General features: G+C 64.8%; 17 protein-coding genes and 2 tRNA genes. 6 read left to right on the top strand and 13 right to left on the bottom strand.

All coding sequences use genetic code 11. The features are described 5' to 3' along the window. Window positions 1-23 precede the first annotated feature (23 nt). Together AC6LKD_RS11515 and AC6LKD_RS11510 are read left to right on the top strand one after the other, a co-directional pair. The gene (locus AC6LKD_RS11515) at window positions 24-839 is read left to right on the top strand and encodes a competence/damage-inducible protein A (RefSeq protein ID WP_013391751.1); all 816 of its coding nucleotides are present in this window, start codon (window positions 24-26) and stop codon (window positions 837-839) included. Between the two features lie 168 nt (window positions 840-1,007). Beyond that, on the top strand, window positions 1,008-1,871 hold the full coding sequence (locus tag AC6LKD_RS11510) for an IclR family transcriptional regulator (RefSeq protein ID WP_013391752.1): 864 nt from the start codon (window positions 1,008-1,010) through the stop codon (window positions 1,869-1,871). Between the two features lie 79 nt (window positions 1,872-1,950). On the opposite strand, the gene AC6LKD_RS11505 is transcribed toward AC6LKD_RS11510, so the two are convergent. Further along, a complete protein-coding gene (locus tag AC6LKD_RS11505; protein ID WP_498116247.1) occupies window positions 1,951-2,928 on the bottom strand; it encodes a tripartite tricarboxylate transporter substrate binding protein BugD in 978 nt (325 codons plus the stop codon). 381 nt (window positions 2,929-3,309) lie between these two features. On the opposite strand from AC6LKD_RS11505, the gene phaP reads away from it, so the two are divergent. Next, window positions 3,310-3,888 (top strand): TIGR01841 family phasin, encoded by a 579-nt coding sequence (gene phaP, locus AC6LKD_RS11500; RefSeq protein ID WP_013391754.1) that lies wholly within the window; start codon window positions 3,310-3,312, stop codon window positions 3,886-3,888. A gap of 151 nt (window positions 3,889-4,039) precedes the next feature. Here phaP and AC6LKD_RS11495 read toward each other — a convergent pair whose 3' ends face one another. From AC6LKD_RS11495 to AC6LKD_RS11475, 5 genes are all read right to left on the bottom strand, one after another. Then, entirely contained in the window at window positions 4,040-5,080 is a 1,041-nt protein-coding gene (locus AC6LKD_RS11495) for a quinone-dependent dihydroorotate dehydrogenase (protein WP_013391755.1), read from the bottom strand. 67 nt (window positions 5,081-5,147) lie between these two features. Beyond that, entirely contained in the window at window positions 5,148-5,885 is a 738-nt protein-coding gene (locus AC6LKD_RS11490; RefSeq protein ID WP_013391756.1) for an arginyltransferase, read from the bottom strand. A 41-nt stretch (window positions 5,886-5,926) separates the two neighbouring features. Further along, entirely contained in the window at window positions 5,927-6,700 is a 774-nt protein-coding gene (gene aat / locus AC6LKD_RS11485) for a leucyl/phenylalanyl-tRNA--protein transferase (protein ID WP_498116245.1), read from the bottom strand. Continuing rightward, window positions 6,697-7,278 carry an NUDIX hydrolase gene (locus AC6LKD_RS11480; protein ID WP_013391758.1) on the bottom strand — a complete coding sequence of 194 codons (582 nt, stop codon included), beginning with the start codon at window positions 7,276-7,278 and terminating at the stop codon, window positions 6,697-6,699. The genes aat and AC6LKD_RS11480 overlap by 4 nt, the downstream gene beginning before the upstream one ends. A 10-nt stretch (window positions 7,279-7,288) precedes the next feature. Beyond that, entirely contained in the window at window positions 7,289-8,221 is a 933-nt protein-coding gene (locus AC6LKD_RS11475) for a LysR family transcriptional regulator (RefSeq protein ID WP_013391759.1), read from the bottom strand. 129 nt (window positions 8,222-8,350) lie between these two features. Here AC6LKD_RS11475 and AC6LKD_RS11470 point away from each other — a divergent pair, with 129 nt between their 5' ends. Together AC6LKD_RS11470 and AC6LKD_RS11465 are read left to right on the top strand one after the other, a co-directional pair. Beyond that, window positions 8,351-8,752 carry a DoxX family protein gene (locus AC6LKD_RS11470; RefSeq protein ID WP_498116244.1) on the top strand — a complete coding sequence of 134 codons (402 nt, stop codon included), beginning with the start codon at window positions 8,351-8,353 and terminating at the stop codon, window positions 8,750-8,752. Window positions 8,753-8,848: 96 nt separating this feature from the next. Next, window positions 8,849-9,313 (top strand): nuclear transport factor 2 family protein, encoded by a 465-nt coding sequence (locus AC6LKD_RS11465; protein WP_498116243.1) that lies wholly within the window; start codon window positions 8,849-8,851, stop codon window positions 9,311-9,313. A gap of 9 nt (window positions 9,314-9,322) precedes the next feature. On the opposite strand, the gene AC6LKD_RS11460 is transcribed toward AC6LKD_RS11465, so the two are convergent. Then, window positions 9,323-9,913, bottom strand: coding sequence for a DUF2946 family protein (locus tag AC6LKD_RS11460; protein WP_498116242.1), 591 nt, complete (start codon window positions 9,911-9,913; stop codon window positions 9,323-9,325). 2 nt (window positions 9,914-9,915) lie between these two features. Next, window positions 9,916-10,278: a hypothetical protein gene (locus AC6LKD_RS11455; protein WP_498116251.1), complete on the bottom strand. Its 363-nt coding sequence runs from the start codon at window positions 10,276-10,278 to the stop codon at window positions 9,916-9,918. Window positions 10,279-10,435: 157 nt separating this feature from the next. Between AC6LKD_RS11455 and AC6LKD_RS11450 the strand changes: the two genes are divergently transcribed. Beyond that, window positions 10,436-10,909 (top strand): hypothetical protein, encoded by a 474-nt coding sequence (locus tag AC6LKD_RS11450; RefSeq protein ID WP_498116241.1) that lies wholly within the window; start codon window positions 10,436-10,438, stop codon window positions 10,907-10,909. Window positions 10,910-10,969: 60 nt separating this feature from the next. On the opposite strand, the gene AC6LKD_RS11445 is transcribed toward AC6LKD_RS11450, so the two are convergent. From AC6LKD_RS11445 to AC6LKD_RS11425, 5 genes are all read right to left on the bottom strand, one after another. Further along, window positions 10,970-11,043: transfer RNA gene (locus tag AC6LKD_RS11445), tRNA-Cys, on the bottom strand. Between the two features lie 55 nt (window positions 11,044-11,098). Next, window positions 11,099-11,174, bottom strand: a tRNA-Gly gene (locus tag AC6LKD_RS11440). Between the two features lie 152 nt (window positions 11,175-11,326). Continuing rightward, window positions 11,327-11,974, bottom strand: coding sequence for a ProQ/FinO family protein (locus tag AC6LKD_RS11435; protein ID WP_013391765.1), 648 nt, complete (start codon window positions 11,972-11,974; stop codon window positions 11,327-11,329). A gap of 134 nt (window positions 11,975-12,108) precedes the next feature. Continuing rightward, window positions 12,109-12,762, bottom strand: a complete 654-nt coding sequence (locus AC6LKD_RS11430; protein WP_498116240.1) for a hypothetical protein — start codon at window positions 12,760-12,762, stop codon at window positions 12,109-12,111. Between the two features lie 35 nt (window positions 12,763-12,797). Further along, window positions 12,798-13,349, bottom strand: coding sequence for a hypothetical protein (locus AC6LKD_RS11425; RefSeq protein WP_013391767.1), 552 nt, complete (start codon window positions 13,347-13,349; stop codon window positions 12,798-12,800). Window positions 13,350-13,368: the final 19 nt, after the last annotated feature.

Below are 13,368 nucleotides of genomic sequence, written 5' to 3'. Positions count from 1 at the left end.
CCTCTCAACTTCTGGAATCGGACATGGCCGCAGAATCCGCCGCCCGCCGCATCGGCCTCATCATCGTGGGGGACGAGATCCTCTCGGGCCGCCGTCAGGACAAGCATTTTTCCAAGGTCGTCGAGCTTCTGGGCGCGCGCGGCATGCAGCTGAGCTGGGCCGAAATCGTGCCCGACGACCGCGGCACGCTCATCGCCACCTACAAGCGCAGCTTCGCCACCGGGGACGTGGTGTTTTCCTGTGGCGGCATCGGCGGCACGCCCGACGACCACACCCGCCAGGCCGCCGCGGCCGCGCTGGGCCTGCCGCTGGCGCTGCATCCCGAGGCCGAGCAGGCCATCGCCTTGCGCACGGCCGAGATGGCTGCCAAGGGGCAGGGCACCGCCGACATGAGCGCGCCGGAAAACCAGCAGCGCCTGCAGATGGGCGTGTTTCCGCAAGGCTGCGAAGTCGTGCCAAACCCCTATAACCGCATCCCCGGCTTCTTCATCAAGGACCATACCTTCGTGCCGGGCTTCCCCGTCATGGCCTGGCCCATGCTCGAATGGACGCTGGATACGCGCTATCGTGCGCTGCAGCATGTGCGCGCCCATGCGGAGCATTCCTTCCTGGTGTTCAGCATGCCCGAATCGCGCATCACGCCGGCCATGCAGGCCGTGGAAACGCGCTGGCCGGGCGTGCGAGCGTTCAGCCTGCCCAGCGTGGGCGAGGCTGGCGGCACGCCGCATATCGACCTCGGCGTGAAGGGCGAGCCGGCCGCGGCCGCTGAAGCGCTGGAGTATTTGCGGGCCGAGGTGCTGCGCCTGGGCGGCAAGCTGGCGCCCCCTCCAGCAGCGTGAAGCCAGGGCCGCCCACTATGCGCGGCCCTTTTTTTGATACAAAAACCGGTTGCCAAACGCGCCAGTAAATTTCACAATACGGGAAAGAACTGTTTGCTGCGATGCCGCAAGTCCGGTTCCCGAAGGTGGGGCCCTACAGGCGGCGCGGCTGTCCTCGCCCCCCTTTCCATGTCCCGTCTCCCCACTACCCGCAATGCCCTGGACGCCGAGACCGAAGGCGCCTCCGCCCATCCCATCGCCATCCAGGTGATCGAACGCGCCATGCGCCTGCTCGACGCCCTGGCCGCGCAGCCGGATCCGGTAACGCTCAAGGAACTGTCCGCGACCACGGGTCTGCATGCGTCCACTGCGCACCGCATCCTGAATGACCTGGTCGTGGGCCGCTACGTTGAACGCGTCGACAACGGCCTGTATCAATTGGGCATGCGTCTGCTGGAGCTGGGTTCGCTGGTCAAGGGACGCCTGAACGTGCGCGAGGCAGCCATTTCCGCCATGCGCTCGCTGCACAAGCTGACCGGGCAGACCATCAACCTGTCGGTGCAGCAGGGCGATGAGATCGTCTACATCGAACGGGCCTGGAGCGAGCGTTCGGGCATGCAGGTGGTCCGCGCCATCGGCGGCCGCGCGCCGCTGCACCTGACCTCCACCGGCAAGCTGTTTCTGTCCACCGCCGATGCGCGCCAGGTCCGCGCCTACGCGTTGCGCACCGGCCTGGCCGGTCACACGCGCAACAGCCTGACCGACCTGGACCGCCTGGAACGCGAACTGGCGCTGGTGCGGCGCCACGGCTATGCGCGCGACAACGAGGAACTCGAACTTGGCGTGCGCTGTATCGCCGCCGGCATTTTCGACGACACCGGCAAGCTGGTCGCGGGCCTGTCCATCTCGGCCCCGGCCGAACGACTGCAGGACGACTGGATCAAGGCCCTGGTCGACACCGCTGCCAGCATTTCCGAAGCGTTGGGCTACGAGCCCTCGGTATCCTCCGGCTTCAACGGCCTGGGCATGGCGGCAGAGGCCCTGCGCCCGTAATCCAAGGCCGCCCGGCCAAAAAAGAAAAGCCCCTGATGGGGCTCTTCTTCCAGGTGCGCCGTGCAGGCGCCCGTTCGGATTACTGCTGTTCGACGCCAGCCTTCTTGAACAGCTCGCCCCACTGCGGAACTTGCTGCTTGACCTTGGCTTCCAGGGATTGCGGATTGGCTTCGGACGTCAGCACCGTGGCGCCCAGCTGCTTCATGCGGTCCTGGAACTTGGGATCGGCCAGACCGGCCTGCAGGCTCTTGATCAGCTTGTCCACGACCGGCTTGGGCGTGCCCTTCGGCACCCACATGCCATGCCAGATGCCCACTTCAAAACCCTTGTAGCCGGATTCGTCCATGGTCGGCAGGTTCGGCAGCGTGGGGACGCGCTTCAGGCTGGTGACGGCGTAGGCCTTCACCTTGCCGCTGTCGATCTGCTGGGTGGTGTTGGTGGTCTGGTCGCACAGCAGGTCCACCTGCTTGCCCAGCAGGTCGTTCATGGCCGGCGCGGTGCCCTTGTAGGGGATGGTCAGCAGTTGCACGCCCAGCGCTTCGACCAGCATGGTGCCGCACAGATGGCTGGCGGCGCCGATGCCGGCGTTGGCCAGGGACACCTTGTCCTTGTTCTGTTTGACGTACTCGGCCAGTTCCTTGATGTTGTTGGGCGGGAAGTCGGAGCGCGCGATGATGGTCATCGGCACGTCGACCACCAGGCCGATAGGCTCGAAGCTCTTGTAGGGGTCGTACCCCGGATTCTTGTACAGCGAGGGCGCGGTCGAGAAGCCGGCGTGCATCAACAGGACGGAATAGCCGTCAGGCTGCGCGCGCGCTACCTGGGTGGTGCCGATGGTGCCACCGGCGCCGCCCTTGTTCTCGACCACGACCGTCTGGCCCAGGCTCGGCCGCATGGCTTCCGCGAGCGAACGCGCGACGTTGTCCGTCGGGCCGCCAGCGGCGAACGGCACCACCATATTGATGGGGCGATCCGGATATTCGGCTTGGGCGGCGCCGGCTGCGAGCATGGCGCTGGCCGCGAGCAAGGCCGAAAGCGTGCGGGGGATGAGGGTCATGGAGTCTCCAATTGCAGGGTTTTGCTGCTGCGATTTCATTGTTGCGCGCTGACTTGTGGGTTTATTTGTCTGTCATCAGCGTGAAAGCAGTTTAGAAAACAATTGATACGTCGTCACTTCGGGTATTTCCTGAATCCTGGGAAATCTTTGTGCTGGATCAAGCCCGTATGAGGCGTGCACCGTCGAAGTGCAATTCTTTGTTGCGTTGCACAAAAACTCCTTGACAAGTTTTTTTGCCAGTCTAGAATGTGAATTGTGCAGTGCATCAAACGGGCCGGCGGTAGCTTGTAGTACCAGTTTCCGCGCACGTTTCTCTAGTTCGTCGCAGACAACCATCCTTACTTGCCGGACAGCCTCCGGCTACCCCTAAAGGAGCATTCTATGAGCGCTATTCCGCAACAAGTCCTGGACCGTCAAAAGGCCAGCATCAACACCATCGTGGCCGCCCAGACCGCTGTTTTCGCCGGCTTCGAAAAGCTGGTCGAACTGAACCTGAAGGTCGTCCGCGCCACGCTGGACGAAGTCGCCCAGAAGTCGCAGCAAGCCGCTGAAGTCAAGGATCCGCAGGAAGCCGCCGCTTTCGCCTCGGGCCTGCTGCAGCCGGGCGCCGAAAAGGCCATGGCCTACACCAAGCATGTGTACGACATCGTCGCCGGCGTGCAGACCAGCCTGGTCAAGCTGACCGAGGAACAGATCGCCGAAGGCCAGCAGCAGCTGAGCGAAGCCGTCGACCAGTTCTCCAAGAACGCCCCGACCGGCTCCGAAAGCGCCGTTGCCCTGATCAAGTCCTCGCTGGCCACCGCGACCAGCGCCTACGATTCCATGACCAAGGCTGCCAAGCAGGCTGCTGAAGTCGCCGAATCGAACCTGAATGCCGCCGCCAACGCGACCTTCAAGGCTGCCTCGGATGCTGCCGACGCCGCCACCAAGGTTGCCAGCCGCAGCCGCCGCAGCGCCTAAGTTTTTGGCGCGCAGTGCTGCGCAAACCGCAGTTATGTAGTACTGTTGAGTGACAGAGCAGAGCTGGAATTAGGGCCACCCACCGGGTGGCCCCTTTTTTTGCCTGCTTTTTTGTCCTTATCGCCGCGATGGATGCCGGCGCCGTTTCCGGTCAGCGCGCCACGGCGCGCACGCACTCGCCCACCAGGGCCGGACCGCGGTAGATCAGGCCGGTATAGAGCTGCACGGCGTCGGCGCCCGCGTCCATTTTCTCGCGCGCCTGGCGGCCCGACATGACCCCGCCCACGCCGATGATGGCCAGGCTGCCGCCCAGCCTTTCCTTCAGGCGGCGGATGACTGCCAGCGACAATTCATGCACCGGGGCGCCCGACAGGCCGCCGGCTTCCTCGGCATGCGGCTGGCCGGTGACGGCATCCCGCGAGAGGGTGGTGTTGGTGGCGATGACGCCGTCGATGCCATGGCGCGGCAGCGTTTCCGCGATGGAGTCGATCTGCTCATGCGTCAGGTCGGGAGCGATCTTCACCGCCATGGGCACGCGCCGCTGGTGTTTGTCTTCCAGGGCGCGGCGCTTGTCCGCCAACTGCGCCAGCAGGGCCGACAGCTCGTCGCCGCCTTGCAGCGCGCGCAGGTTCTTGGTGTTGGGCGAGGAAATGTTCACCGTCACGTAGTCGGCATGCGGATACACGCCTTCCAGCCCGATCAGGTAGTCGTCCGCGGCGCGCTCGATGGGCGTGTCCGCGTTCTTGCCGATGTTCAGCCCCAGGATGCCGCCTTGCTTGCGCCAGGCGCTGCGCTGCACATTGGCCAGGAAGGCGTCCAGTCCCTGGTTGTTGAAGCCCAGCCGGTTGATCAGCGCGTTGGCGCGCGGCAGCCGGAACATGCGCGGCTTGGGGTTGCCGGGCTGGGCGCGCGGAGTCACCGTGCCTACCTCGATAAAGCCGAATCCCAGATTGCCCAGCGCGTCGATATAGGCGCCGTTCTTGTCCAGGCCCGCGGCCAGCCCGATCGGGTTGGCCAGTTGCAAACCCATCAGCGTGCTCGGCGCCTTCGGCTGCGCATGCATGAGCTTGCGCGTCGCCCCGCACTCATAGGCGCGTTGCAGGCCCGACAGGGTGACTTCGTGGGCGGTTTCCGCGTCCATGGCGAACAGCGCCGGGCGGGCCAGGGGATAGGCGTGGAAGAGGATAGACATGGGGCGGAATTGTAGAGCGAATTTTGCCGGCCCTGCGCCGCGCCGGGCGCCCCAGGCGAGACCAGAATCAGGCGGGCGGCGGGGCGGGCTGCTCGCCCCACGCGCCGTCGACCAGGAACTGGGCCGGGTGGAAACTCGATTTGTAAGACATCTTGCGGCTGTCGGCGATCCAATAGCCCAGGTACAGCCAGGGCAGGTTCAGCGTGCGGCATTGCTCGATCTGCCACAGGATGCTGTAGGTGCCCAGGCTGCCGGCAAGGTCCGGATCGTAGAAGGTGTAGACGGAGGACAGGCCGTCGTCCAGCACGTCGATGATGGACACCATGACCAGCGCGCCCGTTTCATCGCGAAATTCGACCAGGCGGGTGTTGACGCGGCTGGTGAGCAGGAATTGCGCATACTGCGTACGGCTGTCCTCGTCCATGCCGCCGCCCGGATGGCGGCCCTGCTGGTAACGCGTGTACAGCCGGTAGTGTTCGGGCGACCAGGCCAGCTCCGCCACGAACGATTGCAGGCCCTGGTGGTCGCGCCAGGCGCGGCGCTGGCTGCGATTGGGCGCGAAGCCTGCCGTATCCACGCGCACGGGGATGCAGGCATGGCAGTTGTCGCAATGCGGCCGGTAGGTAAACAACCCGCTGCGCCGGAAGCCTTGCTCCACCAGTTGCGAATACGTGCCCGCGTTGATCAGGTGGCCGGGCGCGGCGACCTGCGACCGTGCCTGGCGACCCGGCAGATAGCTGCAAGGGTAGGGAGCGGTGGCGTAGAACTGCAGGGTGGAGAAAGGGAGTTCTTTGAGCTGGCTCATCGGAGGTCCCGCGTTGCGGCGGCAGGCCCGCAAGGGGCTGGCTACATATTAACGCCGAACCCCGCGCCCGATGCTGTGTCGGGATGCAAGCGGCCGGCGCTGTCCAGCGTACCGCGGGCCCACGCGATGGCGGGCAGCGCCGTGGCTGCCCGCACATGCTGCAGGAACGCGGCGCGCGGGATGGGGCGCGCGCCCAGGCTGGCCAGATGGCGCGTCTGCTGCTGGCAGTCGATGCGCTCCACGCCTTGCGCCGCCAGGTAGCGCACCAGATAGGACAGGGCGATCTTGGAGGCGTTGGGCGCGCGGGTGAACATGGATTCGCCGAAGAACATGCGGCCCAGGCTGATGCCGTAGAGGCCGCCGGCCAGTTCGCCGTCGATCCAGGTTTCGATGCTGTGCACGTAGCCGGCCTCATGCCAGGCGCGATAGGCCTGCTGCATGGCGGCGGTGATCCAGGTGCCCGGCTGGCCGTCGCGCGGCGCGGCGCATTGCGCCATCACTTCGGCAAAGGCCGTGTCCACTCGCACCTGCACGCGCGGCGCGGCGGCATGCTCCTGGCTGGCGACCTGCCGCAGCAGCTTGCGCAGCGAATGCGAGGGCGCGAAGTCCTTGATGCTCAGCACCATGCGCGGATCGGGACTCCACCACAGAATCGGCTCGCCCTCGGAGTACCACGGGAAGATGCCGTTGGAGTAGGCCTCGATCAGCCTGACGGTCGACAAGTCCGCGCCCGCAGCGAGCAGGCCGTCGGGATCCGCTAGCGCAAACTCCGCGGGCGGAAAGGGGGTGTCGACGGCTAGCCAGGGTAGTTTCAACGGTGCGATTCTAGGGTGTAGTGATGAGGGGGAAACACGCCCTGCTTGCGGTCGTCGAAGTAGTGGCGCAGCGTCGTGGCCACGGTGCGGAACGCCAGATCATCCCAGGGGATCTCGGATTCGTCGTAATACCGGGCTTCCAGGCTTTCGGGGCCCGGGTCGAGCTCGGCCGACAGCGCCTCGGCCAGGTAGAACACGTGCACCTGATCGATCTGGGGCAGGTCGATGACGGTATAGAGTTCGCCCAGCTTGATGCGGGCGCCGGATTCTTCCAGCGTTTCGCGGGCGGCGCCCTGCGCCGTGCTTTCGCCCAGTTCCATGAAGCCGGCCGGCAGGGTCCAGGTGTTGTAGCGCGGTTCGATGGCGCGCCGGCACAGCAGAACCCGGTTTTCCCAGACCGGCAGGGTACCGACCACCAGCCTCGGATTCTGGTAATGGATTGCGCCGCAGTGATCGCAGATGTCGCGTTCGCGGTTGTCGCCTTCGGGAACCCGGCGGCTGATGGGCGAGCCGCATTGGCTGCAGAAATGCGAACGGCGCGGCGCGGGGAAGTATTCGAGGGGCGATTTTGCGGTCATGGGTACGATTCTAACGGCTGCGGCGGGGGCTGGCGCGCCGGCCTGGGACGGCCGGGGAGGGGGCGCCGAAGCGGCCCTCCAGATGCTCCACGAAGGATCGTACCTTGGGCGACAGGAAGCGCCGGTGCGGGTAGACGGCATACATGGAGATCGAGGTGTGGGTGTAATCGGTCAGCAGCGCCACCAGGCGGTGGGCGCGGATGTCGTCGCCCACCAGGAAATCGGGCTGCAGGATGATGCCGTGGCCGGCCAGCGCCGCGGTCCGCAGCACGTCGCCGTTATTGGCCCGCAGGGCCGCGTTGACGCGCACCAGATGGGTCACGCCGTCCTTCTCGAAATGCCATTCGTTGCCGGTGCTGGCGTAGGCGTAATGCAGGCAGCGGTGCTGCTTCAGTTCTTCCGGCGTCTGCGGCGTGCCGTGGCGTCGCAGGTATTCGGGGGCGGCGCAGACCAGCAGCTGCTGCGGCGCCAGCGGCCGCGCGACCAGCGAGGAATCCTGCAGCGGGCCGATGCGCACGGCAACGTCGTAGCCGTCTTCCACCAGGTCCACCACGCGGTCGTTCAGGTCCAGGTCGATGATCACGTCGGGATAGCGCTGCAGGTACTCGGCAATGGCCGGTCCCAGGTGCAGGATCCCGAACGACACCGGCGCGCTCACCCGCAGGCGGCCGCTGGGCCGCTGGCCCTCGGCTTGCAGCGACAGTTCCAGGTCCGCCACCTCGGCCAGGATGGGCCGCACGCGTTCATAGAAGGCGCGTCCGGCGTCGGTCATGCTCAGCTTGCGCGTGGTTCGGTTCAGGAGGCGCACGCCGTACTTCTGTTCCAGATAGGCGATCTGGCGCGTGACCACGGAGCGGGCCTGGCCCATCTTGTCGGCTGCGGCTGCGAACGAACCCAATTCCACGACCTTGGCATAGGTCTGCATGGCGGTATGCGTGTCCAAGATTGTTTCCTATTGGGGAACAATAATTTGCAATTCTGCATGTTTATCTTTGTTTTTGGAATCGCAAGAATAGCGCTCATCAAGAATCTTCCCATCCTGGGCGATTCCCCACCGCTCTAGGAGAGTGCAATGGTTGATATCCGTACCGCGCCCTATGCCGCGCTGCTGCTGCGCGTGGCGCTCGGCGTCATGTTCCTGGCCCATGGCCTGACCAAGCTGCTGGTGTTCACGCTGCCCGGCACCGCGCAGTTCTTCGCCAAGATCGGCTTCGCCGGCTGGCTGGCGTATCCGGTGACGTTCTTCGAGGTCGGCGCCGGTGTGCTGCTGATCCTGGGCATCGTGCCGCGCTGGGTCGCCGCCATTGCCGTGGTGCAGTTGTTCGTGGCTTCCACGGTGCATTTCCCCAATGGCTGGGGTTTCGGCAATGCCGGCGGCGGCTGGGAATACCCGATCTTCCTGACCGTGGCGGCCGCCGTGCTGGCGCTGTTGGGCGATGGCAAGTACGCGCTGGTCAAGACCGGCCGCGGCTGATCGCTGCGCGCACCAGTCTGTCTACCGCCACGGACGTGGCCGACAGGACGGCCGGACCCTAGAATGGCCCGGCCGTTTTCCATTTCTGGAGTTCCCATGTCCTTCCCGAAGTCGTACTTCAAGCGCGCCGCCGCCGCAGCCATGCTGGCCCTGGCCTTGTCTCCCGCCGTCCATGCGTCCGCTGAACAGGAAGCCGCCAATAAGGCGGCCGTGCTGGCCTTCTATGAGAAGGGCCTGAACCAGAAGGACGCGGATGCGGCGCTGAAATACGTGGGCGACCGCTATGTGCAGCACAACCCCAATGCGGCGGATGGCCCCGAGGGTTTCCGCAAATTCATCGCCTTCCTGCGCGACAAGTTTCCGCAATCGCGCAGCGAAATCAAACGCGTCTTCACCGACGGCGACTATGTGATCCTGCACGTGCATGCGGTGCGTCAGCCCGGCGATCGCGGCAGCGCCATCATCGACATCTTCCGCCTGGAGCAGGGCAAGATCGTGGAGCACTGGGACGCGATCCAGTCCATCCCCGAGCAGTCCGCCAATCCCAACGGCATGTTCTGAACCCGCGGTTCAGGCGCGGGGATCCGGGTCGAAGCCGAATTCCCGCGCCACATCCTTTTGCGCGACCAGCGCCAGCGGCGCGGCCGCATAGGTTCCGGGCAGGACGGCCTGTATCGTGTCGCCGGGTGCGAGTTCCGTCAGGGCGTCCAGCAACGGCTCTCCGTCCGCCGTGGTCATCCTTTCCAGCAGCGGCGGCAGATCGCGGTCCAGCAAGATGCCCGCTCCCAGGGGCGTCATCGCATACAGCTGACCCGCATCATCCAGCTTCCACGCGGCGACCGAATCGACCGTCTGGTTCGTGTGCGTGAGCAGGCCACTGTTGTCATCGCTCAAGCGCAACACATACGGCGCCGCGTCCAGGCGCAGGAATACGCGCTGGGGACCGTTCTGGAAAAACCAGCGCCCCGCGTCGTCGTGTTCATAGTTGCGGTTGATGAATTCCAGGATCTGCGTGTTGGTGATGGACTCGCCCGGACCGCCCGCGGCCGATTGGCCTTGCGGGTGCAGGCGCCAGCGGCCGCGCGCGTCCAGCGACAGCCAGCCGTACACCGCCGGCACGTCGGGCCAGCGCGCGAGCGCGTCCTTCACCGATTGATCCATGTTCAGGGCCGGATGATGATGGGAGGAGGGTTGATGATGATGGCGGGCGCCGGCATCGCGGGCACCACCACCGGCTGCGGCATTTGCACGTAGCCGTGGCGGTAGTCATCCCGGCACTTGCGCTTTTCCTGGTAGTCGCCGTTGCGCTTCCATTTGCGCTCGACCTTACAGGCGCCGTCCCAATATTGCTCTTTATACTCGCGGCCGTGGCGATGGCGGTGCTTGTCCGAATCCGCCTGCGCCGCAAGCGGGGCCAGCGTGAGCAAGGCCGCGGTGGACAGCGTCAGCAGCGCGGAGGAATAGTGGGCTCGGGAGTTCGGAAGCGTGCGCATGGGATCGTCGTCAGTGGCAAACGGCGTCACCATAGCAATCATTTGGTTGACCGCGCGTAGTGATGCGTAACGAGATGCAGGCCGCAATCGTACATGAGATCCTCATCTTCGATCTCGGGCGCCTCAACCAGATGCTTGCGTTTGCGGCTCATACGCAGTTAAACATGATGAATGTTCAGTTGGTGGCGCCATGAACGCATCCCTGGAACGTCTCGCGAAACAGCTCGATCTGGACGCCAAGCGCAACGAACGCCTGCGTCTGGCATTCGGTCATGCCTGTGCGCTTCGGGTCGAGCATCTGCTTGAAGAGCAGGAAGTCGTGGATTGCCTGGCGATTCTTGGCCGGTATTTGGACGGCGCTATCGGCCATGAACAGTTGCAGCAGGTTTGCACTCAAGCCTCGCACCTGGCGAACCGGCATCAGGGGTCAAAATCCATCGATGGCTGCGGCCATGCCGCTGTGTCCGCGACCTATGCCGTGGCCAGCGCCTTGGCCGGCAAGGCGCTCCGCGCGGCCGAATATGCGGCTTACGCCGCAGTCTACGGTCAGGGCGGCTATGGCGCTGTTTCAGATCCCGAGTCGTTCGAGCCGGAGTTCGCCTGGCAAGCGGAATGTCTGGCTGCGTGGGCTACCCGCGAGGCCGAATCGCATCCTGCGCCATAGTTGACCGCTCCGGAAAACAAAAAACCCGCAGAGTTTTATCTGCGGGTTTTGAGAAATCACTGGAGGCGCAAGCCGGAATCGAACCGACGTACACGGATTTGCAATCCGCTGCATAACCACTCTGCCATTGCGCCAGCACTTGCAAGAAAAAAGGAAGCGCGGTGTAGGCCGTTGCTTCCTTTTTGTATTTGGAGCGGGAGACGAGTCTCGAACTCGCGACCTCAACCTTGGCAAGGTTGCGCTCTACCAACTGAGCTACTCCCGCGGGGGTACTGCGTTTTTGGTGTGATTTCTGATTTGGTTTTCAGAAGGCCGTGTCCACCAAAGACAGCGATTATACACAGAAATTAAGGCTTGTGTAGCCCGGTTGCGCGGGGAAGGTGAAAAATCCCTGCACAGCCGGGTTGTGTGGTGCCGTCAGGGGGTGTCGCTGGACACCGGCGCGGTGGCCGTGGACTCGGGCGCGGATTCCGGAGCGGGCGCGTCGACGGGCGCATCAGCAGGCGCGGCCGTAGGCGAGGACGCCGGCGCGGCAGCCTTCTTCGCGGGACGGGCCTTGCCGGCCGGCCGGCGCGAGGCCTGGCGGCGGGCATAGGCGGCTTGTTCCGCCGTCACCGTGCCCGCGGGCTCGCCCTGCAGGTCGACGCGCGTGGCGTCCGCCACCATGCTGCCCCAGTAGCGGCTGCCCTTGCACCAGGTGGCGATGGCCTGCTTGAGCTGTTCTTCCGTCATGCCCAGCTTTTCCAGATGCTGGGCCGCGTCGGCCAGGATGCCCTGCTTGAGCGGCAGCTTGGGCGCGGGATTCTTGGGGAAAGCCTGGGGGAAGTGCTTCTGCAGGCGCCAGATGGCCTCGACCGCGGGGTCGACGGGCTCGCGCTTTTGCTGCGGGCGGGCGGCAGCCTTCGCTTGACCAGACTCGCGCTTTTGCTGCGGCCGCGCCGTAGCGTTCGCTTGATCAGGCTCCCGCTTCTTTGTCCGGCCTGCCGCCTTCGGTTGGACCGGCACCGCCTTTTGAGCCTGTGCCCGCAGCTGCTCGCGCAGGTCGGCAAGTTTTTCAAAACCCATTGTTATTTCCAACACCTCAGATTTGTTCAGGCTGAAGGTTACCGCAAGTGCGCGAATGCAGCACTGCCGAAGGGGCGTGTGTGTGGCGTCGGCGCCATGGCCGTTGGCGCCGCCCGGCGCGGATTTGGCGGGAATCAGCGCCCGGAGGGAGGGCAGGATGGCTGGCCGGGAACCAATATCGCGCGGCCTTTCAGCAGAATGGGCGTACCCGGATAGACGTTGAATGGATCCACCGGCCGGCCATCGACGACGGCGTCCTTGACCTGATAGCGCACGTTGCCCGACGCTGCGAGCCAGGCGCCTTCCGGCTCGCAGCGCAGCGACAGTTCCGAGGTTTCGCTCGGCGGCAGCAGCCTGACCAGCGTGCTGAACGCAAGGGTGACGACCACATTGCCGGTGGTACCTTGTCCCGCCCGATCCAGCAGGTTGACGACGGGCTTGATATCCAGCCGGTAGACCTGCTCCTGATCCACTTCGGCCAGCGGCTTGAGGGTGATGGTCTTGCTCTGCCCCGAGCCTAGCGAGAGCTTGAACGGGTAGACGTAGAGCGCAGGCTGCTCCGTTTGCACGACAGGTTCCAGGCGCTCCTGTTCAGGTTCGACGCCCGGGTTGAGCAGGCGTGACAGGGTAACGGACACGTACTCCGCGCGATCGCCCTGGTTGACGATATGGACCGACGCCGGCTTGCCTTGCACGACGGCGAGCTTGGGCGTCACGTCGATATGTGCGAAGGCAGGCGCGGCAAGCCAGGACGCGAGAAGCAACAGCAGACAACCGGAGGATTTCATCCGCATCTCCGCGAAATTCGGCCGCGTATGGTGCATCAGGGGATCCGAGCGGAGGGTTCAAAGACCAGCGACAGCTCGCCGACATAGCTGCCTGCCGTCTCCTTGAAATTGCCTTCCGGCGGATAAGCCGAAATCGCCAGCCCGTAGTAGCCGATGGAGTCCTCGCCTGCAACCGGCGCAAACGGATTCTGGAATTTCACGTCCAGGCCTACTTCCAGGGTTTTCTGCTCCCCGTCTTCCGCGGCCAGGGAAACCTTGGGCCGACGGAACACCAGGGCCGCGTTGGCCGTGTTGCGGATTTCGAGCGGCCGATCCATGCGCACCTGAAACGCGCCGCTCGAGGACACGATGCGCAAGCGTGCCTGCGTTTCATAGGGAGATTCCCATCCGCGCAGCTGCTGCATGGCCAAGCCCTGGTCGAACCAGCCGCCCTTGTCGTCCGTGACCAGCAGCCTGTTGGCGGCCCTGACCGTGGCGGTGATCCTGCTAGTGGTATCGCCGGTCAGGACGATATCCACGGCGGAAGCTGCGACAGGGAGCATTCCCAGGGCCAGCATCAGGCACGCGCGGATTGAGATTCTGTTCATGTCCGGGTTCTCATGGGTT

This window comes from Achromobacter sp. D7-1 (assembly GCF_059760445.1).
Note: the sequence above shows the minus strand (reverse complement) of the source record. Positions and strands in the feature narration are given on the sequence as shown.

Coding starts and splice junctions, on each gene's coding strand:
- AC6LKD_RS11515 (WP_013391751.1), top strand. CDS start 24: ATGGCCGCAGAATCCGCCGCCCGCCGCATCGGCCTCATCATCGTGGGG.
- AC6LKD_RS11510 (WP_013391752.1), top strand. CDS start 1,008: ATGTCCCGTCTCCCCACTACCCGCAATGCCCTGGACGCCGAGACCGAA.
- AC6LKD_RS11505 (WP_498116247.1), bottom strand. CDS start 2,928: ATGACCCTCATCCCCCGCACGCTTTCGGCCTTGCTCGCGGCCAGCGCC.
- phaP (WP_013391754.1), top strand. CDS start 3,310: ATGAGCGCTATTCCGCAACAAGTCCTGGACCGTCAAAAGGCCAGCATC.
- AC6LKD_RS11495 (WP_013391755.1), bottom strand. CDS start 5,080: ATGTCTATCCTCTTCCACGCCTATCCCCTGGCCCGCCCGGCGCTGTTC.
- AC6LKD_RS11490 (WP_013391756.1), bottom strand. CDS start 5,885: ATGAGCCAGCTCAAAGAACTCCCTTTCTCCACCCTGCAGTTCTACGCC.
- AC6LKD_RS11480 (WP_013391758.1), bottom strand. CDS start 7,278: ATGACCGCAAAATCGCCCCTCGAATACTTCCCCGCGCCGCGCCGTTCG.
- AC6LKD_RS11470 (WP_498116244.1), top strand. CDS start 8,351: ATGGTTGATATCCGTACCGCGCCCTATGCCGCGCTGCTGCTGCGCGTG.
- AC6LKD_RS11465 (WP_498116243.1), top strand. CDS start 8,849: ATGTCCTTCCCGAAGTCGTACTTCAAGCGCGCCGCCGCCGCAGCCATG.
- AC6LKD_RS11460 (WP_498116242.1), bottom strand. CDS start 9,913: ATGGATCAATCGGTGAAGGACGCGCTCGCGCGCTGGCCCGACGTGCCG.
- AC6LKD_RS11455 (WP_498116251.1), bottom strand. CDS start 10,278: ATGGTGACGCCGTTTGCCACTGACGACGATCCCATGCGCACGCTTCCG.
- AC6LKD_RS11450 (WP_498116241.1), top strand. CDS start 10,436: ATGAACGCATCCCTGGAACGTCTCGCGAAACAGCTCGATCTGGACGCC.
- AC6LKD_RS11435 (WP_013391765.1), bottom strand. CDS start 11,974: ATGGGTTTTGAAAAACTTGCCGACCTGCGCGAGCAGCTGCGGGCACAG.
- AC6LKD_RS11430 (WP_498116240.1), bottom strand. CDS start 12,762: ATGAAATCCTCCGGTTGTCTGCTGTTGCTTCTCGCGTCCTGGCTTGCC.
- AC6LKD_RS11425 (WP_013391767.1), bottom strand. CDS start 13,349: ATGAACAGAATCTCAATCCGCGCGTGCCTGATGCTGGCCCTGGGAATG.